The 26,936-nt window shown below is 70.3% G+C and carries 29 protein-coding genes and 1 tRNA gene; 15 read left to right on the top strand and 15 right to left on the bottom strand.

The features are described from left to right. The first annotated feature begins 8 nt into the window (after positions 1-8). Positions 9-950, top strand: a complete 942-nt coding sequence (locus ACIGEP_RS03485) for a helix-turn-helix domain-containing protein (protein ID WP_396660233.1) — start codon at positions 9-11, stop codon at positions 948-950. On the opposite strand, the gene ACIGEP_RS03480 is transcribed toward ACIGEP_RS03485, so the two are convergent. Both ACIGEP_RS03480 and ychF read right to left on the bottom strand, forming a co-directional pair. Then, complete coding sequence (locus ACIGEP_RS03480; protein ID WP_396660232.1) at positions 951-1,724, bottom strand: alpha/beta fold hydrolase; 774 nt, start codon at positions 1,722-1,724, stop codon at positions 951-953. Between the two features lie 11 nt (positions 1,725-1,735). After that, positions 1,736-2,809 carry a redox-regulated ATPase YchF gene (gene ychF, locus ACIGEP_RS03475; RefSeq protein WP_396660231.1) on the bottom strand — a complete coding sequence of 358 codons (1,074 nt, stop codon included), beginning with the start codon at positions 2,807-2,809 and terminating at the stop codon, positions 1,736-1,738. A gap of 106 nt (positions 2,810-2,915) precedes the next feature. On the opposite strand from ychF, the gene ACIGEP_RS03470 reads away from it, so the two are divergent. Next, complete coding sequence (locus ACIGEP_RS03470) at positions 2,916-3,506, top strand: 3'-5' exonuclease (protein WP_396660230.1); 591 nt, start codon at positions 2,916-2,918, stop codon at positions 3,504-3,506. A gap of 60 nt (positions 3,507-3,566) precedes the next feature. Next, on the top strand, positions 3,567-4,829 hold the full coding sequence (rmuC, locus tag ACIGEP_RS03465) for a DNA recombination protein RmuC (RefSeq protein WP_396661007.1): 1,263 nt from the start codon (positions 3,567-3,569) through the stop codon (positions 4,827-4,829). Between the two features lie 4 nt (positions 4,830-4,833). Here rmuC and ACIGEP_RS03460 read toward each other — a convergent pair whose 3' ends face one another. Together ACIGEP_RS03460 and glpX are read right to left on the bottom strand one after the other, a co-directional pair. Further along, positions 4,834-5,115, bottom strand: coding sequence for a hypothetical protein (locus ACIGEP_RS03460; protein ID WP_396660229.1), 282 nt, complete (start codon positions 5,113-5,115; stop codon positions 4,834-4,836). A 133-nt stretch (positions 5,116-5,248) separates the two neighbouring features. Beyond that, positions 5,249-6,238 (bottom strand): class II fructose-bisphosphatase, encoded by a 990-nt coding sequence (gene glpX, locus ACIGEP_RS03455; protein WP_396660228.1) that lies wholly within the window; start codon positions 6,236-6,238, stop codon positions 5,249-5,251. A 189-nt stretch (positions 6,239-6,427) separates the two neighbouring features. Between glpX and fbaA the strand changes: the two genes are divergently transcribed. Then, positions 6,428-7,459, top strand: coding sequence for a class II fructose-bisphosphate aldolase (fbaA, locus tag ACIGEP_RS03450; protein WP_396660227.1), 1,032 nt, complete (start codon positions 6,428-6,430; stop codon positions 7,457-7,459). 62 nt (positions 7,460-7,521) lie between these two features. Here the strand turns inward: fbaA and ACIGEP_RS03445 are convergent, their stop codons facing one another. From ACIGEP_RS03445 to ACIGEP_RS03435, 3 genes are all read right to left on the bottom strand, one after another. Continuing rightward, a complete protein-coding gene (locus tag ACIGEP_RS03445) occupies positions 7,522-9,264 on the bottom strand; it encodes a peptidoglycan DD-metalloendopeptidase family protein (protein WP_396660226.1) in 1,743 nt (580 codons plus the stop codon). A gap of 63 nt (positions 9,265-9,327) precedes the next feature. Then, a complete protein-coding gene (locus tag ACIGEP_RS03440; protein WP_396660225.1) occupies positions 9,328-9,858 on the bottom strand; it encodes a DUF6264 family protein in 531 nt (176 codons plus the stop codon). Then, positions 9,855-10,889, bottom strand: coding sequence for a 4-hydroxy-3-methylbut-2-enyl diphosphate reductase (locus ACIGEP_RS03435; RefSeq protein ID WP_396661006.1), 1,035 nt, complete (start codon positions 10,887-10,889; stop codon positions 9,855-9,857). The genes ACIGEP_RS03440 and ACIGEP_RS03435 overlap by 4 nt, the downstream gene beginning before the upstream one ends. A gap of 79 nt (positions 10,890-10,968) precedes the next feature. On the opposite strand from ACIGEP_RS03435, the gene xseA reads away from it, so the two are divergent. The 7 genes from xseA to ACIGEP_RS03400 are packed head-to-tail and all read left to right on the top strand — an operon-like array spanning position 10,969 to position 16,848. Continuing rightward, complete coding sequence (xseA, locus tag ACIGEP_RS03430) at positions 10,969-12,270, top strand: exodeoxyribonuclease VII large subunit (RefSeq protein WP_396660224.1); 1,302 nt, start codon at positions 10,969-10,971, stop codon at positions 12,268-12,270. A 10-nt stretch (positions 12,271-12,280) separates the two neighbouring features. Then, the gene (locus tag ACIGEP_RS03425) at positions 12,281-12,502 is read left to right on the top strand and encodes an exodeoxyribonuclease VII small subunit (protein WP_396660223.1); all 222 of its coding nucleotides are present in this window, start codon (positions 12,281-12,283) and stop codon (positions 12,500-12,502) included. Next, complete coding sequence (locus tag ACIGEP_RS03420) at positions 12,502-13,125, top strand: DUF4245 family protein (RefSeq protein WP_396660222.1); 624 nt, start codon at positions 12,502-12,504, stop codon at positions 13,123-13,125. Before ACIGEP_RS03425 ends, ACIGEP_RS03420 begins: the two co-directional genes overlap by 1 nt. Before the next feature lie 32 nt (positions 13,126-13,157). After that, positions 13,158-13,757: a carbonic anhydrase gene (locus tag ACIGEP_RS03415; RefSeq protein ID WP_396661005.1), complete on the top strand. Its 600-nt coding sequence runs from the start codon at positions 13,158-13,160 to the stop codon at positions 13,755-13,757. A gap of 49 nt (positions 13,758-13,806) precedes the next feature. Beyond that, positions 13,807-15,204 (top strand): class II fumarate hydratase, encoded by a 1,398-nt coding sequence (locus ACIGEP_RS03410; protein WP_396660221.1) that lies wholly within the window; start codon positions 13,807-13,809, stop codon positions 15,202-15,204. A 10-nt stretch (positions 15,205-15,214) separates the two neighbouring features. Next, positions 15,215-16,195 (top strand): sensor histidine kinase, encoded by a 981-nt coding sequence (locus tag ACIGEP_RS03405; RefSeq protein ID WP_396660220.1) that lies wholly within the window; start codon positions 15,215-15,217, stop codon positions 16,193-16,195. Then, a complete protein-coding gene (locus ACIGEP_RS03400) occupies positions 16,192-16,848 on the top strand; it encodes a response regulator transcription factor (RefSeq protein ID WP_396660219.1) in 657 nt (218 codons plus the stop codon). The genes ACIGEP_RS03405 and ACIGEP_RS03400 overlap by 4 nt, the downstream gene beginning before the upstream one ends. Before the next feature lie 58 nt (positions 16,849-16,906). Here ACIGEP_RS03400 and ACIGEP_RS03395 read toward each other — a convergent pair whose 3' ends face one another. Both ACIGEP_RS03395 and ACIGEP_RS03390 read right to left on the bottom strand, forming a co-directional pair. Further along, the gene (locus ACIGEP_RS03395; protein WP_396660218.1) at positions 16,907-18,262 is read right to left on the bottom strand and encodes a PhoH family protein; all 1,356 of its coding nucleotides are present in this window, start codon (positions 18,260-18,262) and stop codon (positions 16,907-16,909) included. Between the two features lie 203 nt (positions 18,263-18,465). Next, complete coding sequence (locus tag ACIGEP_RS03390; protein ID WP_396660217.1) at positions 18,466-19,251, bottom strand: isoprenyl transferase; 786 nt, start codon at positions 19,249-19,251, stop codon at positions 18,466-18,468. A gap of 118 nt (positions 19,252-19,369) precedes the next feature. Here ACIGEP_RS03390 and ACIGEP_RS03385 point away from each other — a divergent pair, with 118 nt between their 5' ends. After that, a complete protein-coding gene (locus ACIGEP_RS03385) occupies positions 19,370-20,074 on the top strand; it encodes a hemolysin III family protein (RefSeq protein ID WP_396661004.1) in 705 nt (234 codons plus the stop codon). Here ACIGEP_RS03385 and ACIGEP_RS03380 read toward each other — a convergent pair. Next, positions 20,046-20,354, bottom strand: a complete 309-nt coding sequence (locus tag ACIGEP_RS03380) for a hypothetical protein (RefSeq protein ID WP_396660216.1) — start codon at positions 20,352-20,354, stop codon at positions 20,046-20,048. The genes ACIGEP_RS03385 and ACIGEP_RS03380 overlap by 29 nt on opposite strands. 60 nt (positions 20,355-20,414) lie before the next feature. Between ACIGEP_RS03380 and ACIGEP_RS03375 the strand changes: the two genes are divergently transcribed. Both ACIGEP_RS03375 and greA read left to right on the top strand, forming a co-directional pair. Continuing rightward, positions 20,415-20,819: a DUF4307 domain-containing protein gene (locus ACIGEP_RS03375; RefSeq protein WP_396660215.1), complete on the top strand. Its 405-nt coding sequence runs from the start codon at positions 20,415-20,417 to the stop codon at positions 20,817-20,819. 72 nt (positions 20,820-20,891) lie between these two features. Further along, positions 20,892-21,371, top strand: a complete 480-nt coding sequence (greA, locus tag ACIGEP_RS03370) for a transcription elongation factor GreA (protein WP_396660214.1) — start codon at positions 20,892-20,894, stop codon at positions 21,369-21,371. A 22-nt stretch (positions 21,372-21,393) separates the two neighbouring features. Here greA and ilvA read toward each other — a convergent pair whose 3' ends face one another. From ilvA to ACIGEP_RS03355, 3 genes are read right to left on the bottom strand one after another with little or no spacing between them, the layout of a single operon-like run. Then, a complete protein-coding gene (ilvA, locus tag ACIGEP_RS03365) occupies positions 21,394-22,641 on the bottom strand; it encodes a threonine ammonia-lyase (protein WP_396660213.1) in 1,248 nt (415 codons plus the stop codon). Next, positions 22,638-23,822, bottom strand: a complete 1,185-nt coding sequence (locus tag ACIGEP_RS03360; protein WP_396660212.1) for an AI-2E family transporter — start codon at positions 23,820-23,822, stop codon at positions 22,638-22,640. Before ACIGEP_RS03360 ends, ilvA begins: the two co-directional genes overlap by 4 nt. A 40-nt stretch (positions 23,823-23,862) precedes the next feature. Continuing rightward, the gene (locus ACIGEP_RS03355; RefSeq protein WP_396660211.1) at positions 23,863-24,429 is read right to left on the bottom strand and encodes a LemA family protein; all 567 of its coding nucleotides are present in this window, start codon (positions 24,427-24,429) and stop codon (positions 23,863-23,865) included. Between the two features lie 113 nt (positions 24,430-24,542). Here ACIGEP_RS03355 and ACIGEP_RS03350 point away from each other — a divergent pair, with 113 nt between their 5' ends. Then, positions 24,543-25,358, top strand: coding sequence for a hypothetical protein (locus ACIGEP_RS03350; RefSeq protein WP_396660210.1), 816 nt, complete (start codon positions 24,543-24,545; stop codon positions 25,356-25,358). Between the two features lie 11 nt (positions 25,359-25,369). Here the strand turns inward: ACIGEP_RS03350 and ACIGEP_RS03345 are convergent. After that, positions 25,370-25,442, bottom strand: a tRNA-Leu gene (locus ACIGEP_RS03345). An 80-nt stretch (positions 25,443-25,522) separates the two neighbouring features. Next, positions 25,523-26,917 (bottom strand): NAD(P)/FAD-dependent oxidoreductase, encoded by a 1,395-nt coding sequence (locus ACIGEP_RS03340; RefSeq protein WP_396661003.1) that lies wholly within the window; start codon positions 26,915-26,917, stop codon positions 25,523-25,525. Positions 26,918-26,936: the final 19 nt, after the last annotated feature.

The raw sequence follows: 26,936 nt of genomic DNA, 5'->3' as shown, positions 1-26,936 counted from the left end.
GATGCCGCGTGAGGGCTGACCTCGACGCGGGCGTCCGCGATCACACGGTCAGCGCGACCGATGCCGGCGGCGCGCGGGCCGCCCTCGCTCAGCTGGCATCCGACGTCGAGATCCGCGAGATCGGTGCACCGTTCCACCTCCGCCAGCGCACCGTCGGCGATGACCGTCTGCTGCTGAGCTCGTTCACGATCGCGCCCCACCTGCATTTCGAGTCGGGCATCTCGGGCGGCATCGGGATCGCGCGCCGTCGCGCGGGCTCGCTCCGTGCCGTGACCAACGGCGAGGAGGTCGACGCGAGCCGCCCGTTCCTGATCCGACCGGGTCGAGCCGAATCGTGGTCGGAGGACGTGGCGGTCGATCTCGTCAGTCTCGATCTGTCGGCCCTCGGCGCCTTCGCGGGCTTCGACGAGTCCGCGCTGCACGTCGGAGGGACGGCCGCGGTCTCCCCCCAGCTGCAACGTCATTGGGATCTCACGATCGATCACGTCACACGGGTGTTCGGCGACAGGGAACTGCTGCACAATCCCCTCATCCGCCAGGCCGCCGTGGACGCCGTCTTCGCGGCCACGGCGCACGCCTTCGACATCCGCTCCACCGCGGATCGTGCCGACAGCCGAGCCGGATCGGATGCCGTCCGCCGAGCGACGGCGTTCATCGAGGAGCACCTCGGCGAGCCGCTCAGCGTCGGCGACATCGCACACGCGGCGGGGCTCAGCGTCCGCGGACTGCAGTCGGCGTTCGCCCGCGTGCGGGACACGACGCCGGCCGCGTACGTCCGGACGGCACGGCTCCGCGCCGTGCGGAGGGAGCTCGTCGAAGCCGAACCGGCGGAGGCGACGGTCGCGGAGGTCGCCCGGCGGTGGGGCTTCGCCCACCTGCCGCGCTCCGCGAAGCACTACCGGGAGGAGTTCGGCGAGCAGCCGAGCGAGACGCTCAGACGCATCCGCTGATCAGTCCCAGCCGAGGTAGTCCTCGATCTGGAAGGCCGTCTCACCGGGGTGCGTCATCGGGAAGAGGTGCCCGGCACCGGGAAGACGGACGACACTCGTGCGGTCCGCCGCAGTCGCCTGGAGGTCGTCGCCGTTGGTCGGCGGGGTGATCGCGTCCTCGTCGCCCTGGATGATCAAGACCGGCAGGGAGGCTGCCAGCGCCGCCCACTCCCCCGCGGGGGTCGACGCGAGAGCGGCGCTCTGCAGGTCCTCGACCTCGAGGTCGCGCGAGCGCGCGAACACGTCCCACGCGAGGGCGAGGTCGATGCCCGGCCCCACAAGCGTCCGGACCGCCTCGTCGTCGGGGGCGTCGACCGGCGTGGCGAACACCGTCTGCAGGGCCCGGGCCGCGTCGTCGGGCAGCGCCCGGGTCGCCTCGACACCGAGCAGCAGCACACCGCTGACCCGGCCGGGGTGATCGAGCGCGACCGTGCGCGCGACGGCGCCGCCGAAGGCGTGGCCGCCGATCCACGCCGCACCGATGCCGAGGGAATCGAGCACGTCCACGACGTCCTCGGCGAGGTCGTGCATCGACACGGGATCCGCACCGGGCCGGCGCGACCCGATCCGGACGATCCGGAAGCCCTCCTCCTCGAGGATGCTCGCGAGCCCCCCGAGATAGGCGACGTCGAGACCCTGGGCGGGGACGAGGACGAGGACCGGGCCCTCACCTTCGTCGATGAACGGAATGGCACGAGCCTCGGCGTCGAACACCTGGCGCTGGATCTGTGACATGGGAGGGTCCTTCAGTTGTTGAAGCGGAACTCGACGACGTCGCCGTCCTGCATGACGTAGTCCTTGCCCTCGAGACGCGCCTTGCCCTTGGCGCGCGCCTCCTGCACGGAGCCGGTCGCCACGAGGTCCTCGAAGGAGATCACCTCGGCTTTGATGAAGCCCTTCTCGAAGTCGGTGTGGATGACCCCCGCCGCTTGCGGCGCCTTCCAGCCCTTGCCGATCGTCCACGCGCGTGCCTCTTTGGGGCCGGCGGTGAGATAGGTCTGCAGGCCCAGCGTGTCGAAGCCGACCCGGGCGAGCTGGTCGAGGCCGGATTCGTCCTGCCCCGTCGAGGCGAGCAGCTCCGCGGCATCCTCCGGGTCGAGTTCGGCGAGCTCGGACTCGATCTTCGCATCGAGGAAGACGGCCTGGGCGGGCGCGACGAGGGCCGCGAGCTCCGCCTTGCGGGCGGCATCGGTCAGGACGGCCTCGTCGACGTTGAAGACGAAGATGAACGGCTTGGCGCTGAGGAGTCCGAGTTCGCGGACGGGCCCGAGGTCGAGTCCGGAGGCCGAGAGGAGCTCCCCGCGCTGAAGGGCCTCCTGCGCAGCCTTGGCCGTCTCGAGGACGGCGGGGTCGAGCTTCTTGCCCCGCACCTCCTTCTCGTACCGCACGATCGCCTTCTCGAGGGTCTCGAGATCGGCGAGCTGGAGCTCCGCGTTGATGGTCTCCATGTCGTTCTTCGGGTTCACGGCCCCGTCGACGTGGACGACGTCGTCGTCGGCGAACCCGCGGACGACCTGCGCGATCGCGTCGGCTTCACGGATGTTCGCGAGGAACTTGTTGCCGAGGCCCTCACCCTCGCTGGCGCCGCGCACGATGCCGGCGATGTCGACGAACGACACCGTCGCGGGGAGGATCCGCTCGGACGAGAAGATCTCGGCGAGGGTGTCCAGGCGCGGGTCGGGCAGGTTGACGACCCCGACGTTCGGCTCGATCGTCGCGAACGGGTAGTTCGCCGCGAGCACGTCGTTCTTGGTGAGGGCGTTGAAGAGGGTGGACTTGCCGACGTTGGGCAGTCCGACGATTCCGATGGTGAGAGCCACGGGCATCCACTCTACGCGGCGGTCGCGCGGCTCCGCGCCCGACGGGTCCGCGCCACCGGCGGCGCGCCTCCGCGGAGCCCGCCGTCCCTGCGGCGAGGGTGAGGGCATGGCCTTGGACTTCACCGCGATCGATTTCGAGACGGCGAATCCCTCCAACGCCTCCGCCTGCGCCGTGGGGCTCGCCCGGGTGCGAGGCGGTAGGGTCGTCGCATCCGAGGGATGGCTGATCCGGCCGCCCGAGGGGCACGACCGTTTCTTCGAGATCAACGTCGGCATCCACGGCATCCGCGAGAGCGACGTCGCGGCCGCGGCGACGTGGCCGGAGCAGCTCCCGCGCCTGCTCGATTTCATCGGCGATGACATCCTGGTCGCCCACAACGCCGGCTTCGACATGCGCGTGCTCCGCACCGCCTGCGAGGTGACGGGTCACCTCGCTCCCGAAGCCCGGTACCTCTGCAGCCTGCACGTCGCACGCAAGACGTACGACCTGCCGTCCTACCGCCTCCCGTTCGTCGCGGCCGCAGCCGGTCACCTCGACTTCGCACACCACGACGCCACCGCCGACGCGCTCGCGTGCGCACAGATCGTCATCGACGCCGCGGCACGCGCCGGTGCGGGCGATCTCGTCGAGCTCGCGATGCTGCTCGGGGTCCGCATCCCGCAGATCCCCGCTCCGGCGAAGGCCGCCGCCGCCTGAGACGAACGTGGTGCGCGCGGCACCGCCCCGATGTCGTACCCCTCAGGCACCATGACTGACATGGATGCCGCCTTCTCCGTCCTTCTCGCCGTGATCTGCCTCGCCGCGGGCGCCCTCGCCGCGGGCGCGTTCGTGTCGGCCCGCGAGGCGGGTCGGCGCGCCTCGCTGCAGGCCCGGGCATCCGCGGCGGAGGCCGCACGCGACGCCCTGCAGCTGCAGCTCGACCAGCAGCGCGCGCTCCACCGCGACGTCACCGCGCGCATCCACGCCGAGCAGGCGGCGCGCGACGAGCGGGAGCGCCGTGAGCAGACGGTGCTGCGCGCCCTCGCCCCCGTGCAGGAGACCCTGACGGCGATGCAGCAGAAGGTCGACCACCTCGAACGCGACAGGCAGGAGCAGTTCGGGTCGCTCGCCGAGCAGCTGCGCCGCGCGCAGGAGTCCGACGAGGCGCTGCGGGCGACCACCGAATCGCTCGCGGGTGCCCTGCGCTCGAACGGCGCCCGCGGCGTCTGGGGCGAGACGCAGCTGCGCCGGATCGTCGAATCGGCGGGTCTCACGCGGTACGTCGACTTCGACACGCAGGCCTCGATCTCGACGGATGCCGGGGGCGGCCGGCCCGACATGATCGTCCGACTCCCGGGCGGCAAGGCCTTGGCGGTCGACGCGAAGGCACCGTTCGACGCGTACCTCGAGGCGAGCGCCATCCCGGTGACCGCCGTCGGCGAGGAGGCGGCACGGCGCAGCAGGCTCCTCGCCCGGCACGTCGCCGCCGTGCGCGGTCACATCGACGCCCTGGCGAAGAAGAGGTACTGGGCCGGGATGCCGTCCAGCCCCGAGTTCGTCGTCTGCTTCATCCCCAGCGAGTCGCTGCTCGCGGCGGCCCTCGAGGCCGACCCGACCCTGCTCGAGTACGCGTTCGGCCGACGCGTCGCCCTCGCCTCGCCGGTCAACCTGTGGGCAGTCCTCAAGACCGTCGCCTACACGTGGACGCAGCAGGATGTCTCGACCGAGGCCCGTCGGCTCTTCGACCTCGGCAACGAGTTGTACCACCGGCTCGGATCCCTCGCCGGGCACGCCGACGACCTCCGGCGCGCGATCGAGCGCACCGTCGACAGCTACAACCGGTTCGCCGGATCGCTCGAGACCCGTGTCCTCGTGAGCGCCCGACGCTTTCCGGGGATCGACGACACGCAGCTCGAGGCGCTGCCGTCACCGGCGCCGATCGATGCGACGACCCGTCGGCTGACAGCGCCGGAACTGCTCGAAGCGCAGATGCAGCCCGCCGATCTGGGCGAGGTGCGCGGGCGTCTCTCGGAGGAGTGAGGCGTCAGGAGGGGAAGAAGGTCATCAGGCCCACGACGCCGATCGACACCGCGAGGAAGGCGCCGATGAGCCACCAGGCGTTCACCTCGTGCCCGGGAGGCATCCGACGCCGCAGCAGCACATCGGGACGCCGTGCCGGGTCGTCGACCACGGGGATCGGAGCCGTCACGGGACGCACACCGCCGGCGGCCTGGCCGACGATCGGGATCTGCCCGGTCGGCGTGACGGGGAGGTGACCCGTCAGCGAGAGCTGGCCCGTACGCGGGTCGCTGGATGCGGTCGACATGTGAGCTCCTGGGGGCGGCGGCGAGTGCCGGGGACAGCTGACACCACGCACCATTGTGCCAGAGGGGTCGTCCCCGATCCTGGGTTGACGCTCAGCGCGCGTGTCCGCTATCGCCCGCCCGATCGCGACCGCGTCAGAGCCACTTGGACGTGAGGTGCTCCGAGGAGATGCGCCGGAGCGTCCCCGATGCGCCGCGGAGGACGACGCTCTCGGTGTACACGAAATCCCCCACCCGCCGTACGCCGGCGACGAGTTCTCCGTTGGTGACACCCGTCGCGACGAAGAGGGTGTTGTTGCCGCGGACGAGATCGTCGGCCTCGTAGACGTGGTCGTCGAGGGAGAGTCCGGCGTCGATCCCGCGCTGCTTCTCGCCGTCGTCGCGGGGCCACAGCCGGCCCTGGATGTGGCCGCCGAGCGCCTTGATCGCGCACGCGGTCACGATGCCTTCGGGGCTGCCGCCGACGCCGAAGCACATGTCGGTGGGCGCGTTGTGGCGCGCGGCGTTGATGCCGCCGGCGACGTCGCCGTCGCTCATCAGGCGCGTCCCGGCGCCGGCTTCTCGGATCTCCTCGATGAGCTTCGCGTGACGCGGTCGGTTCAGGACCGAGACGACCAGCTCGTCGACGGGCTTGTCGAGCGCTTTCGCCAGCCGGCGGATGTTCTCGGCGATGGGCAGACGGATGTCGACCACGCCGACGCCCGCCGGACCGGTCACGATCTTGTCCATGTAGAAGACGGATGAGGCGTCGAGCATGGCGCCGCGGTCCGCGACGGCGATCACGGACAGGGCGTTGTTGCGGCCCTCGGCCGTCAGCGTGGTGCCGTCGATGGGATCGACCGCGATGTCGCACTGGGGTCCACGCCCGGTTCCGACACGTTCCCCGTTGAAGAGCATGGGGGCGTTGTCCTTCTCGCCCTCGCCGATCACGATCACGCCGTCGAAGTTGACCGTGGTGAGGAAGGCCCGCATCGCGTCGACGGCCGCACCGTCGGCGAGTTCTTTCTTGCCGCGCCCGATGAACGGAACGGATCGGATCGCTGCCGCCTCGGTCGCGCGGACGAGCTCCAGCGCGAGGTTGCGGTCGGGATGCAGCGGACTCATGTCGGCAGTCAGACTCACCATGCGCTCAGCCTAGGTCCGCTCGATGGCGGCGCCGCCGCATTCCGTCGCCGCCGGGGCGAAGGAACCGCGAATCTTTCTCCCCGTGAAGAGACCGCACCTGTGGCGTGCACGAGCCGCCCGACCCGCGAAGGCGACGCGGTGCCTTCGATAGAGTTGGGCTGAATCCACACATCTTCCCGAGGAGCTCACATGCCCGTCGCCACCCCTGACCAGTACGCCGACATGCTGGATCGCGCGAAGGCAGGCGGATTCGCCTACCCCGCGATCAACGTCTCGAGCTCGCAGACCATCAACGCGGTCCTCCAGGGCCTGACCGAGGCCGGCTCCGACGGCATCCTCCAGGTCACCACCGGCGGTGCCGACTACTTCGCCGGCCACACGGTCAAGGGCCGCGCCACCGGTGCCCTCGCCTTCGCGAAGTACGTCACCGAGGTCGCGAAGAACTACCCGATCACGGTCGCGCTTCACACCGACCACTGCCCGAAGGATGCCCTTCCCGGCTTCGTCCTGCCCCTCATCGAGGCCTCCGAGGCCGAGGTCAAGGCCGGCCGCAACCCGATCTTCCAGTCGCACATGTGGGACGGTTCCGCCGTGCCGCTCGACGAGAACATCCAGATCGCGCAGGAGCTCCTCCCCCGCATGAAGAACATCAGCGCCATCCTCGAGATCGAGGTCGGCGTGGTCGGCGGCGAGGAGGACGGTGTCGCCCACGAAGGGTCGAACGACGCGCTCTACACGACCGTCGCCGACGTGACGAAGGCCGTCGAGGCCCTGGGCCTGGGCGAGAACGGTCGCTACATCTCGGCCCTGACCTTCGGCAACGTCCACGGCGTCTACAAGCCGGGCGGGGTGAAGCTGCGCCCCGAGCTCCTCGGCGAGATCCAGGAGGGCATCGCGGCGCGCTTCGGCACCGGACCCAAGCCTCTCGACCTCGTCTTCCACGGCGGCAGCGGCTCGTCCGACGACGAGATCGCCCTCGCGGTGAGCAACGGCGTCGTCAAGATGAACATCGACACCGACACCCAGTACGCCTTCACGCGTTCGGTCGCCGGGTACATGCTCTCGAACTACGAGGGCGTGCTGAAGCTCGACGGCGAGGTCGGCAACAAGAAGCAGTACGACCCGCGCGCGTGGGGCAAGGTCGCCGAATCCGCCATGGCCGAGCGGGTCGTCGCCGCGACGCAGCAGCTCGGCTCGGCCGGCAAGTCGCTCGGCGCCTGACCCCGACAGCAGTCACGACGGAGCCCCGGTCCGAACGGACCGGGGCTCCGTCGTATGCGGACTCAGTACGCCGAAGTACCCAGGACATCCCGCGGATAGAGGGCGTACCTGACCCCGTCGACGGTGAAGGCGGTGTGCAGATGGGGGCCGGTGGAGCATCCCGTCGAACCGACGGAGCCCACACGCTGGCCCGCAGCGACGGTCTGTCCGGTCTTCACCGAGAAGGCGCTGAGGTGGGCGTACACCTGCTCGAGCCGCATCCCGTCCACCGTCGAGGTCACGACGACCTCTTTCTGCTTCGTGTTGTTGGGAGCCCAGGACGGGCAGCCCGTCCGGATCCACACCTCGCGGACCGAGACGGTCCCTCCGCGCATCGCGTAGACAGGGGTGCCGGTCGGGGCGGCGATGTCGTCGCCGCTGTGGCCCGAGTACGTCGTGAACGTCCCCTTCGGGCGCAGCGGGTACGCCCAGCCGTACCGGCCGGGTACCGACGGCCCGGCCGCCGTGGCGCCCGGCTGGGCGGACATGGCCGCACTCGTCCAGACATCCTCGCCTTCGGCGTCGACGAGGCGCAGGACGCCGTCGTTGTCGAGGGTCGCGGCTCTCACTTCTAGCCCGGCGGTCGCCGAGGACCAGACCGAGACGCCACGTTCGTCGAGGAGGAGGAGTTCCCCGTCGCCGGAAAAAAGGAGGGTGCCGTCGAGCGTCCCGGTCGTCCGGGCGGTGCGCTGGAGGGTGTAGTCGCGCGTCAGTGCGACGTTGCCGTCGCCGCGCAAACCGAACGTGTAGCGGCCATCGGGCGAGGTCAACTGCACCCCAGGGCGCAGGGTCGTGCCCGGGGTCATGACCGACCCGAGCGACCAGGCGACCGTCTTTCCCGCCGAGGTCGTGGTCGCGCTCCGGTAACTCTTCTTGACGGCCGTGACCGACACGCTGACGGAGCGTCCGGCGGCCCATGTCGGGACCTCCCAGCTGGTCGCCGTCGCACCGTCGACGGCACCGCCGTCGACCCGCCACTGCACCCGCAGCTCATCCGCAATGGGACCCCACGACCCGGGGCTCACCGTGAGGACCTTGCCGGCGGCCGCCGTCCCGCTGATGGTCGGGGTGGGTGTCGCGGTGAAGGTGGCGAGCACACCGATGCCGGCCGAGGTGCGGGCGACCGTCGTGTATCCCGCCTTGGTTCCGGTCACCCTCACCGAGACGGTGGCGCCGGCATCGGCGCCCACCAGGCGGTAGGTCCGCGCCGTCGCTCCCGCGATCGGGGTGCCGCCGCGGAGCCACTGGTAGCCGAGCGCGACGCCTGCGGGGGCCCAGGTGCCGGGTGACGCCGTCAGGGTGGAACCGACCGTTCCCGCCCCGGATACGGTCACGGAGGACGGCGGGGTCATGACACGCCCGACGACGACGCCTGCGCTCGCGCGCGTGAGGGGGGCGTAACCGGCCTTGGTCACCGTGATCCGCACCGACAGGGTCGCACCGCCGTCTGCGGCGACCGCGGTGTAGGACGCGGCCGTCGCGCCGGCGAGTGCCGCACCGCCGCGCAGCCACTGGTAGGCGACCGCGACGGGGGCCGGGCCGAAGCCGGCGACCGAGGCGTTGAGCTTCGCGCCGACGGCGGGCGTCCCCGCGACACTCACCGTGCCCGCGGTGAGCGTGGCCGTCGGCGACGGTGTCGCCGTCGTGGCCGTCGATGTCGGCGCCGTCGTGGGCGCCGCAGTCGCGGGACCCGCCGCGAAGAACAGGCCGATCGTGGCCGCCAGGGCAGCGGTCGTGGAGGCGATCCTCCGGGGTGTGCCGGTCACGATTCCCCTCCCGAGATGATGCACGCGAGGGAACACCCGCAGCAGCCGTAAAAGTACCAGGTGCTACGAACCGAACGCGAGGCCGCGGACGAGGCCGGGATCCCCGAAGATCGGGATCACGAGACAGACGCTCACGATCACGAAGGTCACGATCGCGCCGACGAGAGGGATCCACCAGCTGACCCGTCGGCGGGCCAACGACCACCACGCCCAGGCCGCCGTGAGCACCCAGCCGACGGCGAAGACAGCCGCGCCCACGCCGCCCCAGAGGGCGCCCTGCGCCGTGTTCGTGAACTCGCCGTCGACGCCGGCGACCTCCATCCAGGTGTCGGCGAAGGAGCTGAAATCCACCAGCTGAGGGATCGCGCCGACGACGGTGACCAACCCGTACGCCAGCAACGCGACCGTGATGATGCGGTCGGCCATCCGCGTCGGCCGGGCGGCCACGGTCGTGGCGGGTGCCGTGGGCGGATGCGGCGGGTCGAACGACGCCGCCGGCTCCGACTCCGGCTCGGGCTGACGGATCGCCGCGCGCTGCTGCTCGGGCGTCGCGTACTCCCCGTACTGCGGTCGCGGCCGGGGGTCGTCGCTCACGACCGGTTCCGTCCCCCGAGGGCGCGATCGTCGCGGCGTCCGGCGAGGTCCTGGCGCAGCTCCTTCGGCAGCGAGAACATGAGGTCCTCCTCCGCCGTCTTCACCTCGGCGACGTCGCGGTAGCCGGCGCCGGCCAGGTCCTCGAGCACCTCAGTCACGAGCACCTCGGGCACTGAGGCGCCGGAGGTCACACCGACCGTCTCGACACCGTCCAGCCACTCCTGCTTGATCTCGTGCGCGTAGTCGACGCGGTACGCCGCCTTCGCGCCGTACTCGAGTGCGACCTCGACGAGCCGGACACTGTTGGAGGAGTTCGCCGAACCGACGACGATGACGAGGTCGGCATCCTTCGCGACCTTCTTGATCGCGACCTGGCGGTTCTGCGTCGCGTAGCAGATGTCGTCGGACGGCGGGTCCTGCAGATTCGGGAACCGCTCGCGCAGTCGGCGGACGGTGTCCATCGTCTCGTCGACGGACAGCGTCGTCTGAGACAGCCACACGACCTTGTCGGGGTCCTTCACGACGACCGTGTCGGCCTCCTCGGGCGAGTTGACGACGGTGACGTGATCGGGCGCCTCGCCCGCCGTTCCTTCGACCTCCTCGTGCCCGTCGTGCCCGATGAGCAGGATCTCGAAATCGTCCCGTGCGAAACGCACGGCCTCGCGGTGCACCTTGGTGACGAGGGGGCAGGTGGCGTCGATCGCCTGCAGTCCTCGGTCGGCGGCGGCGTTGACGACCGCCGGAGACACGCCGTGCGCGCTGAAGACGACGTGCGACCCCTCGGGGACCTCATCCACCTCGTCCACGAAGATCGCGCCGAGGGACTCGAGCTCGGTCACGACGTGGATGTTGTGGACGATCTGCTTTCGCACGTAGACGGGCGCCCCGTACCGCTCGAGCGCCTTCTCCACCGCGATGACGGCACGATCGACCCCGGCGCAGTAGCCGCGGGGAGCGGCGAGCAGAACACGCTTGGAACCCTGGACGGGGAGGTCGACGAGCCGCCCGCGGGCTCCCGGGATACGGGGCATCGGCAGCGAAACGGCGGGAGAGGTCACCCCTTGATTGTACGAACCCCCGACGGAGTGGGGGACGTGTGCAGCAAGATGGGTGTCCGTGACGACTTTCCAGACCGAGCCGGGCGCGGCGGCGCCGCCGGATGCGGTGCATCCGCGGGACTCCTCCCCCGACACGCCGACCTCGGTCTCCCGCCTCAACGAGACGATCCGCGATTTCGTGCAGAAGTGGGGCTCGGTGTGGGTCGAGGGCGAGATCACGGCCTGGAACCTGCGCGGCGGTCACGTGTTCGGACGCCTGAAGGATGCCGGCGGCGACGGCATGCTCTCCTTCCGCATGTGGTCCTCGACGCTGCAGCGCACGCCCGACGATCTGAAGGTCGGCGACCGCGTGGTCGCGTGCGTCAAGGCGGACTACTTCACCAAGACGGGCGACTTCAGCTTCACGGTCTCGGCGATGCGTCACACCGGCCTCGGCGACCAGCTCGAGCGACTGGAGCGGCTGCGCGCCGCACTGCGCGCCGAGGGCCTGTTCGATCCGGCACGCAAGAAGCCGCTCCCTTTCCTCCCCCACGTGATCGGGCTCATCACAGGTGAGCGCAGCGACGCCGAGAAGGACGTGCACCGCAACGCGGAGCTGCGCTGGCCCCACGTCGCCTTCCGCACCGTCTACGCCGCCGTGCAGGGAGACCGATGCGTCCCCGAGACCCTCGCCGCGCTGCGCACCCTCGACGCCGATCCCGAGGTCGACGTCATCATCATCGCCCGCGGCGGTGGCGACCCGCAGTCCCTGCTGGGTTTCAGTGACGAGCGCCTCGTCCGGGCGGTGGCTGCGGCATCCACTCCGATCGTCTCGGCGATCGGGCATGAGAACGACCATCCGCTCCTCGATGAGGTCGCCGATCTGCGCGCCTCGACCCCGACCGATGCCGCCAAGCGCGTGGTCCCCGACGTGTCGGAGCAGCGTGCCCTCGTGCAGCAGCTGCGCAGCCGCGCGCGCACGCGGCTCACCCAGCGCGTCTCGCACGACATCGCCGCGCTCGCGCAGCTGCGCTCGCGACCCGTGCTGCGCGATCCCGAATCGATGCTGACGGGACGCGCGCAGGAGGTCGTCGCGCTGTCCTCCCGGGGGCGCGACGTCATGCGACGGCGGTGGGATGCCGCGGCTCGCACGACCGCCGAGCTGCGGGCTTCGCTTCGTGCGCTCTCCCCCGGTGCGACGCTCGACCGCGGGTACGCGATCGCCCACTTGTCGGGCGGCGCGATCGTCCGCGACGCCGGGCAGGCGCCCCGCGGCACGGAGGTGGTCGTCACAGTCGGGCGCGGCTCGTTCGCCGCGCACTCGACCGGCGAGGTGGCGGAGTCCTCGGCGGACGCTCCATCCGCCGCGATCTAGGATGGGAGCCATGACGACCGACGCGGGGGATGTGTCGACCCTCACCTTCGAGCAGGCCCGCGATGAACTCGTGCACGTGGTGGCCCAGCTCGAACAGGGGTCGCCGACCCTCGAGGAGTCCCTCGCCCTCTGGACCCGCGGCGAGGCGCTCGCGGCGCGCTGCGAGGAATGGCTGCTGGGCGCCAAGCGACGCCTCGACGAGGCGCGTCCCGACGGCGGGACCGTCCCCTGATGGCTCGGCCCCGCATCGTCGCGGAGCTCGGGCGCCCCGAGACGCCCGAGGAGACGGCCGCTCGCAAGGCCGCGGCATCCGCGCGCTACCGGTCCAGCAAGACCTTCCGCAACCTGATCGCGGCCCTCATCGTGTGCGTCGGCATCATGGCGGTGGTCTATCTCGGTGTGCCCCGCGGAACCCCGGCGGAGACCCCCGAGGCCGACGTCCCGGCGGCGGCCGCGGCGGCCGAGCGCACGGCGGGACACGGCGTGGTCGTCCCGACCGCGCCGGACGCCTGGCGCGTGAACTCGGCAGAGGTCGAGGGCGGAGAGTGGCGCGTCGTGTACGCCCCTGCGACCGGGTACGTCGAGGTGACGCAGGCTTTCTCGCCGCCGGAGGGGTGGGTCGCACGACAGCTCGGCGGCTACGCCCCCACCGGCACGACGACGATCGACGGCATCGAGTGGGACGTGTACGACCTCCCGAGCGCGGTCGACACCATCGACTACGCCCTCGCCACCACGGCAGGAACCGACACCGTCGTCATCGGCCTGGCCGCGTCGACCGACCGCGGCGCGGCCGCGACGGTGGCCGAGAGCCTCGGCGACCAGATCCGCACCCTGAGAGAGGAACTCCGTTGAGCACGACGACCCCCGCAGACGTCTGGACGGCGATGTTGGAAGGGAACAAGCGTTTCGTCTCCGGTGAGCCGCGGCACCCTCGTCAGGACGCCGAACGCCGCCACGAACTCGCGCACGCGCAGCGACCGAGTGCCGCGCTCTTCGGGTGCTCGGACTCTCGCCTGGCGGCGGAGATCATCTTCGACGAGGGCCTCGGCGATCTGTTCGTCATCCGCAACGCCGGCCAGGTCGTCTCGGACTCGGTCGTCGGCAGTCTCGAGTACGCCGTCGCCGTGCTCAACGTGCCGCTGATCGTCGTGCTCGGCCACGACGAGTGCGGCGCCGTCCGCGCCGCGATCGACTCGACCGGTGTCGACGCGCCCGTGCTGCCCGCGAACATCTGGCGCCAGGTCGCGCCCATCGTCCCCGCCGTCCGCCGCGTCCTGACGGCGCACGCGGGGACGACAGCCGAGACGGTGGATGCCGAAGAGGTCGGCCGCGAGCACCTCCGCGACACCGTCGCCGGCATCCTCCGGGCATCCGAACTCATCAGCGAGGCGGTCGCCGAGGGTCGCGTCGCGATCGTCGGCGCGAACTACCGACTCGCCGACGGCACCGCGATCCCCGACGTGGTCGTCGGCGACGTCGCCTGAGCATCCCCTTCCCGCACGACAGTCACCTGATACGAGGACGTGAACGACCATGACTGAGCCGACCGAGTACCGCATCGAGCACGACACGATGGGCGAGGTGCGCGTACCCAAGGACGCCCTCTACGCCGCGCAGACCCAGCGCGCCGTCGAGAACTTCCCGATCTCCGGCTCCGGCCTGGAGTCGACCCAGATCGCCGCCCTGGCGCGCATCAAGAAGGCGGCCGCCCTCGCCAACAAGGAGCTCGGCACCCTCGACGGCGCCATCGCCGACGCGATCGCCTGGGCCGCCGACGAGGTCGTGACCGGCGCGTACGACGAGCACTTCCCCGTCGACACCTACCAGACCGGCTCGGGCACCTCGTCGAACATGAACATGAACGAGGTCCTCGCGACGCTCGCGACCCGCAAGCTCGGATCGACCGTCCACCCGAACGACCACGTCAACGCGTCGCAGTCCTCGAACGACGTGTTCCCCACCTCCGTCCACATCGCCGTGACGCAGGCTCTCATCGACGACCTGATCCCCGCGCTCGATCACCTCGCCGTGGCGCTGGAGCAGAAGGCCGAAGCCTGGAAGAGCGTCGTCAAGAGCGGCCGTACCCACCTGATGGACGCGACCCCGGTGACCCTCGGCCAGGAGTTCGGCGGCTACGCCCGCCAGATGCGTCTGGGCATCGAGCGCGTGCAGTCGGTGCTCCCCCGGGTCGGCGAGGTGCCCCTGGGCGGCACGGCCGTCGGCACCGGCATCAACACGCCCCTCGGGTTCCCGCAGAAGGTCATCGCGCTGCTGGCCGCCGAGACCGAGCTGCCGATCACCGAGGCGAAGGACCACTTCGAGGCGCAGGCGAACCGCGACGGTCTCGTCGAGGCTTCCGGGGCGCTGCGCACCATCGCCGTGTCGCTGACGAAGATCAACAACGACATCCGGTGGATGGGCTCGGGTCCGAACACCGGTCTCGGCGAGCTGCACATCCCCGACCTGCAGCCGGGCTCGTCCATCATGCCCGGCAAGGTCAACCCGGTCGTCCCGGAGGCGACCCTCATGGTCGCCGCGCGGGTCATCGGGAACGATGCCACGGTCGCGTGGGCGGGGGCATCCGGATCCTTCGAGCTGAACGTCGCGATCCCCGTGATGGGCACGGCCCTCCTCGAATCGATCCGACTGCTCTCGAACGCGATGCGGGTCCTCGCCGACAAGACCGTCGCCGGTCTCGAGGCGAACGAGGAGCGCGCGGCCGCCTACGCGGGCATGTCGCCGTCGATCGTCACCCCGCTGAACAAGCTCATCGGATACGAGGCCGCCGCCAAGATCGCCAAGCACTCGGTCGCCAAGGGCATCACGGTGCGCGACGCCGTGATCGATCTCGGGTACGTCGAGCGGGGCGAGCTCACCGAGCAACAGCTCGATGAGAAGCTCGACCTCCTCTCGATGACCCACCCTGGTTGATAATCGGAGCGTGAACAGCGCCGCCGCACCACCGCGACGGGGCACGCCGGGACTCGGGATCCTTCTCGCGGTCGCTGCGGCGGGCCTCGTCGGCGCGGGTGCGGCGGCGTTCGTCGTCGTCCTGCTGACCGCCCCCGAGGCGGCGGGATGGACCGCCCTCGTCTGGGTCGCGGCTGCCGTCCCGGCTCTGGCAGGCGTGGGGGTCGTGGGATGGGCCGTCCTCGAGCGGCGCACCGTCGCGTCGGTGCCGGCGGGCGACACGGTCGAGGGGGCGTTCGAGACGCAGCGCCGGCTGCTCGACGACGTGCGCCACGAACTGAAGACCCCCATCACGATCGTGCGCGGTCACCTGGAGATGATGGATGCCGCCGACCCCGACGACGTCGAGGCGATCCGCTCCCTCGGCATGGCAGAGCTCGACCGCATGACCCGCCTCATCGGCGACATCGACGTCCTGGCGGCCGTCGAAGGCGGGCAGCTCTCCCGCGGCGATGTCGATCTCGCCGCCCTCACCCAGCGCGTCTTCGAGATGGTCGGTGTGATCGGCGACCACACGTGGCGTGTGGAGCAGACCGCGGACGGCGTCATCCGCGCCGACGGCGATCGGCTGCTGCAGGCGTGGTTGCAGCTCGCCGACAACGCCACCAAGTACACGCCCGCCGGCACGGCCATCGAGATCGGCAGCGCGCTCCACGCCGCCGGCGCCCAGCTCTGGGTCCGCGATCACGGCCCCGGCATCCCCCCGGCCGTCCGGCACCGCATCTTCCGCCGCTTCGACCGTGGAACGGGCAAGCGCCGCGTCGGAGGCTCCGGACTAGGACTCGCGATCGTCGATGCGATCGCGAAGGCGCACGGCGGTCACTGCGCCGTCGCGGACACCCCCGGCGGCGGTGCTACGTTCACCCTGGAGATCCCGATCGGCACCAGCGGGGCGCTGCCGTCCCCCATCCGCGCCGGCGAGGTCCTGCTGCAGCGAGAGGCCACTGAATGACCCGCATCCTGATCGTCGACGACGAGCCGCACATCGTCTCGCTCGTCTCGCGCGCCGTGCATGCCGAGGGCTACGAGGCCGTCGGCGCGGACGACGGCCCGGACGCCCTCGAGATCGCGCTCGCGGGCGACATCGACCTCATCGTGCTCGATGTCGGGCTGCCCACGATGGACGGCTTCGACGTCCTCCGCGAGCTGCGCGGCGCGGGACACACGACCCCCGTCATCATGCTGACCGCGCGCAGCGGCACGAGCGACACGATCGAAGGGCTGGATGCCGGGGCGAGCGACTACGTCCCGAAGCCCTTCGCCGTGGCCGAGCTGATGGCGCGCGTACGGTCGCGCCTGCGCGACAGCGCCGCGAGCGCACCGACCTCGCTGACGCGCGGCGGTGTCACCCTCGACATCCTGGCTCGCCGCGCCACCGTCGACGGCCGCGAGGTGGAGCTGTCCTCGCGCGAATTCGCCCTGGCCGAGCAGTTCCTGCGCCATTCCGGCGACGTGCTCACCCGCGAGGCACTGCTCAGCCGGGTCTGGGGCCTGGACTTCGATCCGGGCTCCAACGTCGTCGACGTCTATGTGCGCTACCTCCGCGCCAAACTCGGTGCCGACCGCATCGTGACGGTCCGCGGCGAGGGGTACCGCTGGGAGTGAGCCGCTGACGCGGCGATGCCCCCGGCCGATCGGTCGGGGGCATCGCCGTGCAGCCGGGTCAGCTCAGCTCGCCCGCCTCCAGCAGGTCGGTGACGAGCGCGGCGATCGCGGAGCGCTCCGAGCGCACCAGGGTCACGTGGCCGAACAGGTCGTGCCCCTTGAGCGTCTCGATGACCGAGGCGATGCCGTCGTGGCGACCGACACGCAGGTTGTCGCGCTGACCGACGTCGTGGGTGAGCACGACGCGCGAGTTCTGGCCGATGCGGCTGAGAACGGTCAGCAGGACGTTCCGCTCGAGCGATTGCGCCTCGTCGACGATCACGAACGCGTCGTGGAGGGAGCGCCCGCGGATGTGCGTCAGCGGCATGACCTCGAGCATCCCGCGGGCGACGACCTCCTCGAGGACGTTGCCCGTGACGACGGAGCCGAGGGTGTCGAACACCGCCTGCCCCCAGGGGTTCATCTTCTCCTGCTGGTCACCCGGCAGGTAGCCGAGCTCCTGACCTCCGACCGCGAAGAGCGGACGGAAGACGATGATCTTCTTCTGCTGCTGCTTCTCGAGCACGGATTCCAGGCCTGCGCACAGAGCGAGCGCCGACTTGCCCGTCCCGGCACGTCCGCCGAGCGAGACGATGCCGACCTCGGGGTCGAGGAGGAGGTCGATGGCGATGCGCTGTTCTGCGGAGCGGCCGTGGAGCCCGAAGACGTCCCGGTCCCCGCGGACCAGACGGTAGGAGCCGTCGCCGGTGACGCGTCCGAGAGCCGAGCCGCGCTCGGAGTGGATCACGAGGCCCGTGTTCACGGGCAGCCCGCGCACGTCCTCGCTGACACCGACCTCGCTGTCGTAGAGGTCGCTCACCTCGTCGCCGGAGAGATCGATGGACGCGATGCCCGTCCAACCGGAGTCCACGGCCTGTTCGGCCAAGTACTCCTCGGCGTGGAGCCCCAGCGAGGCGGCCTTGACGCGCATGGGGAGGTCTTTGGAGACGACCGTGACCGACTGTCCCTCCTGGCTCAGGTGCATCGCCACCGACAGGATCCGCGTGTCGTTGTCGCCGAGCCGCATGCCGGCCGGTAGCACGGTCGGGTCGGTGTTGGTGAGTTCGACGCGCAGGGTGCCGCCGGCGCCGACCGGGACGGGGAAGTCGAGTCGTCCGTGCTCCACCCGCAATCCGTCGAGGTGGCGCAGCGCCTGGCGGGCGAAGTAGCCGATCTCGGGATCGTGGCGTTTGCGCTCCAGTTCGGTGACGACGACGACCGGCAGCACGACCGAGTGCTCGGCGAAGCGGAACAGTGCGCGCGGATCGCTCAGCAGGACCGAGGTGTCCAGCACGTACGTGCGGAGATCCTGGTCAGGAGTCGCTTCCGCGGACTCGTGCTGGTGCTGCTGCTTCTCAGGTGCTCGTGTGGCCACAACCCACTCCCGCCCCGGGTGGAACCCACCCGGCAGTCACGAGTCGACCTGGGGTCACGAGTCGTGAGAGGCCGACTCGAACAGGCGCTTTGCCCGTTGGGATGAACGTAGGCGTCACCGGCGACACCCCGGCGCCGCGACACGCCGCCGGATGTGTCGGATGCGTGAACTCTCCGTGTCACGGATCGAGGTCGACGGCGACCTCAGCCTCCGAAGCGCCGGTCGCGGTCGCCGAAGTCGCGGATCGCGCGCAGGAAGTCGACCTCGCGCAGGTCGGGCCCGAGCGCTTCGACGAAGTAGAACTCGCTGTGCGCGGACTGCCAGAGGAGGAAGTCGCTCAGTCGCTGCTCCCCCGAGGTGCGGATGACCAGATCGGGGTCGGGCTGGCCGCCGGTGTAGAGGTGTTCGCCGATCTGTTCGGGCGTGAGGCTCTCGGCGAGCTCCTCGAGCGAGCCGCCTTTGCCCTGATGCTTCGAGATGATGCTGCGGACCGCGTCGACGATCTCGCCACGCCCGCCGTACCCGACGGCGAGGTTGACGTGCAGACCCGTGTTCTCGCGCGTGCGCTCCTGCGCTGTGCGCAGGCCCGCGGCCAGCTCGGGCGGCAGGATCTCGGCGCGCCCCACGTGCTGGACGCGCCATCCCGGCTCCTGAGAAAGGGTGTCGGCGAGGTCCGCGATGATCTCGATGAGGTCGGTGAGCTCCTGCGAGTCCCGTTTCACGAGGTTGTCCGTCGACAGCAGATAGAGCGAGACGACCTGGATGCCCAGCTCGTCGCACCAGCGAAGGAACTCGTGCATCTTCGCGGCACCGGCACGATGGCCGTGCGAGACGGTGGTGTACCCGAGCTGCCGCGCCCACCGGCGGTTGCCGTCGATCATCATCGCGACGTGATGCGGCACGGTGCCGGCGTCGATCTCGCGACGCAGCCGGGAGCTGTACAGGCGGTACAGCAGACCCCGTCCTTGAGTCGAGGAGGCACGGGTCACACGGCTACGGTACTCCGGCTGGGCGCTCGCGGTGAGCCGGGCGCGTATTCAGCCGACCGCATGGCCGCACGCGTAGGCTCGCACCGTGACCCGACACGACACCGACGACGGCCCCGAGATGCCTCAACTCCCTCTTCTCGACGCCGGCGCGGTCAGCGCCCAGGTCGACATCCGGCCGACCTGGCGCGGCTGGATCCACGCCGCAACGTTCCCCGTCGCGATCGCCGCGGGTGTCGTGCTGATCGTCCTGGCCGAGGGGACTCCGGGCAAGTGGGCGGCCGCGGTGTTCATGGCCACGTCGCTGCTGCTGTTCGGCAACTCGGCGCTGTATCACCGCTTCGACTGGGGCCCCCGGACGAAGGTCGTGCTCAAGCGCATCGACCATGCGAACATCCTGCTGCTCATCGCCGGCACCTACACCCCTATCGCGACCCTGGCACTCGCCCCCGGTCAGGGCACCCTGCTGCTCGTGCTGGTGTGGTCGGGCGCCCTTCTCGGCATCCTCTTCCGCGTCTTCTGGATCCACGCGCCCCGCTGGCTCTACGTCGCGCTCTATCTGCTGCTCGGGTGGGCCGCCGTGATGTACCTCGGCGACCTGCTGCGGGCGAGCATGGCGATGATGGTGCTCGTCATCGTCGGGGGGCTGCTCTACACCGGCGGGGCGATCGTCTATGCGCTGAAGCGTCCGAACCCCTGGCCGGGGCACTTCGGGTTCCACGAGATCTTCCATGTCTGCACGGTGCTGGCGTTCCTGTGCCACTGGACCGCATGCCTGCTGATCTCGCTCGAACCGCTCAGCCCTTCCCTGGGCCTTCCGGGCTGACGCCGTCGAGGGCGTCGCCGTCGTCACCGTTCGCGCGTCCACCGCGGGTTTCTGTGCCTTCGCCGCGGGCGGCCGCCTCCTCGGCGTCGAGCATCGCATTCACGTCGGAACGGTACTGCGCGCGACGGATGCGGCGCAGCATGTCGATCGCGAGGAGCACGATGACCACGGCCACGACCGCGATCGCGACGAATCCCGCGACCCCGGGGGTGACCGCCTCGGGCGGCGGCGTCGTCGGGGTGGGGCTCGGCGAGACGGCGAGCCATCGCAGATCCGGCATGTGACCTCATTCCTCAGCCAGAGCGCTTAGCCTGGGATTCCAGCCTAGAACGGATGCCGCATGACCCTGACCGACGTCGACCGCAAGCTCGCGGATCGGTACGGCCGGACGCGGTCCGCGGCGTCGCGCCGCTGGACGTGGATCGCGATCGGCGCCCTCGCCGTCTCGGCCACCGGCCTCCTGGGGTGGACGACGGTGTCGAATGCGATGAACTCCGTCGACGCCGACACGACGGGCTTCACCCTCCCCGACGAGCACACCGTCGAGGTGCGCGTACAGGTGACGGTGAATCCGGGAACGCGGGTGGCCTGCTCGCTCGAGGCACAGGACGCCGAGCACGGGATCGTCGGGTGGAAGATCATCGAGGTGCCGGCATCCGACGACCATTCCCGCATCGTCACCGCGCGGATCCCCACGACGGCGCCTGCCACCACGGGTTTTGTCCGCTCCTGCTGGATCATCTAAGCTGGAGATTCTCGCGCCCCGGTGGACTTGCCGGGGCGTTTGGCTTACCCATCGACCGCACCGGGAGATCACGTGTCCGAGACGTTCCTGACCCAGGAGGCTTACGACCGCCTCGCCGCCGAGCTCGAGGAGCTCTCGACGACCGGTCGCGAGGAGATCGCCAAGCGCATCGAGGCCGCCCGCGAAGAGGGAGACCTCAAGGAGAACGGCGGCTATCACGCGGCGAAAGATGAGCAGGGCAAGCAGGAGGCACGCATCCGCACCCTGCAGCAGCTGCTGAAGGACGCCAAGGTCGGCGTCGCCCCCGAGTCCGACGGCACCGTGCAGTCCGGCACCGTCGTCACCGCGATCGTCGCCGGCGGCGAAGAGGTGTTCCTGCTCGGCAACCGCGAGATCGGCGCGAACAGCGAGCTCGACGTCTACAGCGAGGCGTCCCCCCTCGGCGAGGCCATCATGGGTCTGCGCGAGGGCGAGAAGACGAGCTACACCGCTCCGAACGGACGCGAGATCTCCGTCGAGGTCGTCAAGGTCGAGACCTACTCGGGTCAGTGAGCCCGGGGGTCTGCGCAGGTCCTCAGTTCGGGACGACCGTCGGCGCGTAGCCGGCGTCCTGCAGGATTGCGAGGACCTGCGCGCGGTGCTCCTCGCCGCGCGTCTCGACGCTCAGCTGCAGGATGACCTCGCTGATCTGCAGCCCCTGCCCGTGCCGGGTGTGCAGCACCTCGATGACGTTCGCTCCCACCACCGACAGGAGCTCCGACACCCGGGCGAGCTGACCGGGACGGTCGGGCAGCGGGATCTGCAGAGTCATGTACCGGCCGGATGCCGCCAATCCGTGCGCGACGACGCGCTGCAGCAGCAGCGGGTCGATGTTGCCGCCGGAGAGGATCGCCGCCGTCGGTCCCGAGGCGGTCACTTTGCCGGTGAGGATCGCCGCGACCCCGACGGCACCGGCGGGCTCGACGACCTGCTTGGCGCGCTCGATGAGCACGAGGATCGCGCGGGCGATGTCGTCGTCGCTCACGGTGACGACCTCGTCGATGAGGTCGCGGATGATGTCGAACGGGATCGTGCCGGGCCGCTTGACCGCGATGCCGTCGGCGATCGTGGGAGAGGTGTGCTCGGCGTCGATCGGACGCCCGACGAGCAGCGACCCGGGATAGCCCGCCGAGTTCTCGGCCTGCACGCCGATGACCCGGATGGTCCGACCCTGTGCCGCCGCGCGCGCCTTGGCGGCTGCGGCAACACCCGCCGCCAGTCCCCCGCCGCCGATACCGACGACGATCGTCTCGAGCCCCGGGATCTCGTCCATGAGCTCGAGTCCGAGAGTGCCTTGACCGAGGATGATGTCGTGGTTGTCGTAGGGCGGGATGAGCACGGCACCGGTCCGCTCCGCGAACTCCTGGGCCAGCCGCAGGGGCGTCTCGACCGTGGCGCCCTCGAGGATGACGTCGGCCCCGTAGCCGCGTGTCGCCAGGAGCTTGGGCACGGGGACGCCCAACGGCATGAAGATCGTGGCCGGGATGCCGAGGGTCTGGGCGCCGAGTGCGACACCCTGCGCGTGGTTCCCCGCTGAGGCCGCGACGACGCCACGGGACCGCTCCTCTGCGGTCAGGCGCGAGAGGCGGTAGGTGGCACCGCGGATCTTGAACGAGCCGGTGCGCTGCAGGTTCTCGAGTTTGAGGTGGACGGGGGCGCCGAGCACGCTCGACAGGAACTCCGAATCCTCGACGGGCGTGCGCGAGACGACGCCGGCGAGCTCGGTCGCGGCGGCCTCGAACTCGGCCAGGGTCGGGGCGGCGATCTTCGCCTGTTCGGTCACGCGGTCATCCTCCTGCGTCGCGGCACGGTACTCCAGATGAGGTCGTCCGGACCGGGGTTCACCGGTTGCTCCCACCCTCGCCGCGAGAGGTAGAGCCAGACGACGTTGACGAACGCGGCCAGCGGGACGGCGAACACCGCGCCCGCGATCCCCGCGATCATCGCACCCCCGGCGACGGCGAGGACAACCGCGAGCGGGTGCACCTTGACCGCCGAGCCCATGAGCAGCGGCTGCAGCACGTGGCCCTCCAACTGCTGCACGCCCAGGACGATCACCAGCATCCAGAGGGCGATCCACGGGCCGTTGTAGACGAGCGCCAGGAACACCGCCAGCGCGCCCGTCAGGACAGCGCCGACGAAGGGCACGAACGCCCCCAGGAAGACGAGCACGCCGATCGGAGCGGCGAGGGGAACGCCGAGCAGGGCGGCGCCGACACCGATGCCGACGGCGTCGATCGTCGCGACGAGCAGCTGCGTCCGCGCGTAGTTGATGACCGTGCGCCAGCCGGCCCTGCCCGCACCGTCGACCGCGGCGCGTGCGCGCGTCGGGAACAGCCGCACCGTCCAGCGCCAGATCCCGCCGCCGTCGGCGAGCGTGCAGATGAGGATGAACAGGGTGAGCAGGATGCCGGTGGCGACGTGACCGAGCGTGGACCCGATGGCGAGGGCGCCGGACCACAGCAGCTGCGCCTGCTCCTGCAGGATGCCGAAGGCCTGCCGCACGGCGTCGTCGATCTGCCCGCCGGTCAGATGGAGCGGGCCCTCGATGAGGTAGTCGCGGAACTGCGTGATGCCCTGAAGCGTGCGATCGCGGACGGATGCCGCATCCTGCGTGATCTGCCAGATGGCGAGCCAGAGCAGCCCGACCACGACGGCGATCGTGAACAGGAGCGTCACGATCAGGGCGAGCCATCGCGGCAGTCGTCGCAGCAGGAGGGAGAACAGGGGCCACACGAGTGCGGTGACGAGGATCGCCGCGAGCAGCGGGATGATCAGCAGCCGCAGCTGGATGACGATCCACACCAGCACCGCGATCGCCGCGGCGAGGACGAGGAACCGCCAGGCGTAGGCGGTCGCGACCTTCAGTCCGCGCGGCACGGTCCCCGACACCTCGGTGGAGACCGTGCGCGAGCGCAGGGCATCGAAGAACCCGTTCCGGTGCTTGTCGTCGGTGCCGCTCACTGGGCCATCCTAGGACGTGCGCCTCGGCGGGCGCGGCAGGTCAGAACTGGATCCGCGGCGGCTCGGCGATGGCCGCCCCGTCGACGACCTCGAAGAACTCCCGCTCGCCGAACCCGAGCCGGCGTGCGAAGAGGTTGTTCGGGAAGACCTTGATCTTGGTGTTGAGCTCGCGTACCCCGCCGTTGTAGAACCTCCGCGAGGCCTGGATCTTGTCCTCGGTGTCGACGACGGCTTGCTGCAGCTGGAGGAAGTTCTGGCTCGCCTGCAGCTGCGGGTACGCCTCGGCGACCGCGAAGAGCGACTTCAGGGCCTGCTGCATGTGACCCTCCGCGACACCCGCATCGGCCGGACTGGTCGCGGTGAGGGTCTCGGCTCGCGCCTGCGTGACGTTCTCGAAGACCGCCTTCTCGTGGGCCGCGTATCCCTTGACCGTCTCGATCAGATTGGGCAGCAGGTCCGCGCGACGCTTGAGCTGCACCGTGATGTCGCTCCAGGCCTCATCGACGCGCACGTTGAGGGCGACGAGCGAGTTGTAGGTGGCCCAGAGGTAGACGCCGACGATGACGAGGAGGGCGACGACGACGAGGACCGGGATGAGGATTTCCATGAGTCTCCGATCGATAGCCTCATCATCCTAACGAGGCGGACCCGGTCGATGCGGATGCCCGGCCGCACTTTCCCAGGCGTTGCACACGGGACCCGGCTTGTAGGGTCGCAGGTGTGACGGGTCTTCGCACGCACCGGTACCTCCGGCTCGCCCTCGTGGGGATCGTCGTGGCTCTGGCGGCATCCGTCCTCATCGAATTCGTGCGCAGCGACGGGAGACTGCTGCCCTCGATCAGCGCCTACTACTTCTCGCCGGCACACGGGGTGTTCGTGGGAGCGTTGTCCGCCGCGGCGATCGCGCTGCTCGCCCTCGCCGGTCGCGACGCGGAGTCTGCCCTCCTCGACGTGGCCGCCGTGTTCGCGCCGCTCATCGCGATCATCCCCACCCGCGCCCCCGACGACGCGACCCTTCCCCCGGACGTCCTGTCGACCGTCCTCAACGGCGTGGGCGTCTACACCGTCGTGGTGATCGTGGTCGCCGCGCTGGGGGTGGTGCTCGCGTCTCGCGGCGAGATCGCGTGGCGCCGTGTGGCGATCGTGGGCACCGTCGCGCTCACCACCGCCGCGGTCCTCGCGGTGCTCGCGTTCGCCCCGGGGCCGGCGTCCTCGTTCCCGTTCCCCGGCGGGGTGAACCTGCACCTGGTCGTGACGGCCGGCTTCTTCGCGATGTTCGCGATCGTGCCGTGGGTCACCGTTCTCGGGCGCGGCGACGAGCGCCCCGCCCCCGCCTACCGGCGCGTCTACATCGCAGTGTCCGTGGTCATCGTGATCGCGCTGGTGGTGACGGTCGTTGCGACGTTCGCCGTCCCGGACAGCGGCGCGGTGTTCCTCGGCGAGGCGGTCGCACTGACGGCGTTCGCGGTGTACTGGACGACCCAGACGATCGAACGGTGGTCGGATGCGGACCCGCCCAGCATCCTGCCCCGCTGAACACGGCCCGGTGCCCCCGCTGGGACTCGAACCCAGACTGAAGCGATTTTAAGTCGCCTGCCTCTGCCATTGGGCTACGGGGGCCCTCCGTCAGGGTATCCCGGAACACGAGACGACCCCCGTCCCGGCGAAGGCCGGGACGGGGGTCGCGAGAAGGGCGTGGGTCAGCTCGCGGCGACCTTGCCGGTCTTCTCCGCGGCGACCGACTTGGGGTCGATCGCGGGGGTCTCGGGAGCGGCCGGACGCGGACGGGCGGCGAACTCCTCGAAGACGTACCGGGGATTCTGCAGCGTCTCCATCGAGACGTTGTCGCGGCCGAGCCAGAAGTTCTGCCACCAGTCACCGACGACGCGGAACTTGCGCTCGAAGGTCGGCATGGCGAGGCCGTGGTAGCCGCGGTGGGCGATCCAGGCGAAGAAGCCCTTGACGGCGATCTTGCCGGACTGGAACACGCCGTTGTAGAGGCCGAGACCGGCGACCGCGCCGAGGTTCTTGTGGAAGTACTCCTTGGGCTCCTCGCCCCGGAGGACGGCCACGATGTTCTTCGCGAGCAGCTTGCCCTGACGGACGGCGTGCTGAGCGTTCGGGACGCAGAAGCCGCCGACACCGCCACCGGAGAGGTCGGGAACGGCGGAGACGTCACCGGCTGCCCACGCGCCCTCGACGAACTCCTCAGGAGTGCCGACACGCAGATCGGCGCGCGTGCGCAGACGTCCGCGCTCCTCGACGGGAAGGTCGCTGCCGCGGACGACAGTGGGGTTCGCCATGACACCGGCGGTCCAGATGATGACGTCGGTCGGGATGACCTGACCGGTCGAGAGCTCGACGTTGCCGTCGACGGCGCCCTTCACCTGGGTGTCGAGATGGACGTTGGCGCCGCGCTTGGCGAGATCCTTGAGGACCCACTCGCTCGTCTTCAGCGAGACCTCGGGCATGATGCGCCCCATCGCCTCGATGAGGTGGAAGTGGGTCTCGTCGAACGAGATCGTCGGGTAGTCCTTCAGCAGGGCACTGGCGAAGGCACGCGTCTCGGCGAACACCTCGATGCCCGCGAAGCCACCGCCGACGACGACGACGGTCAGCAGACGCTCCCGCTCCGGCCCGGGAGGAAGGTTCGCCGCGCGGTCGAAGTTGGTGAGGATGCGGTCGCGGATCGCGACGGCCTCCTCGATCGTCTTGAGCCCGATAGCGTTCTCGGCGATGCCGGGGATCGGGAAGGTGCGCGAGACGGCGCCCGCGGTCACCACGATCTGGTCGTACTGCTCCTGCCACGGCTCCCCGACCTCGGGCGTGATCGTCGCAGTCTTGCTGGAGTGATCGATGCCCGTGATTTTCGCGATCACGATGCGCGTGCGCTTGAGATGGCGCCGCAGGCCGACCACCACGTGGCGCGCCTCGATGCCACCGGCCGCGACCTCGGGGAGGAAGGGCTGGTACGTCATGTACGGGAGCGGGTCGACGATCGTGACCTCGGCCTCACCCTTGCGGAGGTGCTTCTCGAGCTTCCATGCGGTGTAAAAACCTGCGTAGCCGCCTCCGACGACCAGGATCTTGGGCACAGTGGTAGTCACAGTCGGA

It is taken from the genome of Microbacterium sp. NPDC077663 (assembly GCF_044542795.1).
Taxonomy (GTDB): Bacteria; Actinomycetota; Actinomycetes; order Actinomycetales; family Microbacteriaceae; genus Microbacterium.
This window is presented reverse-complemented; position numbering and strand designations above follow the sequence as displayed.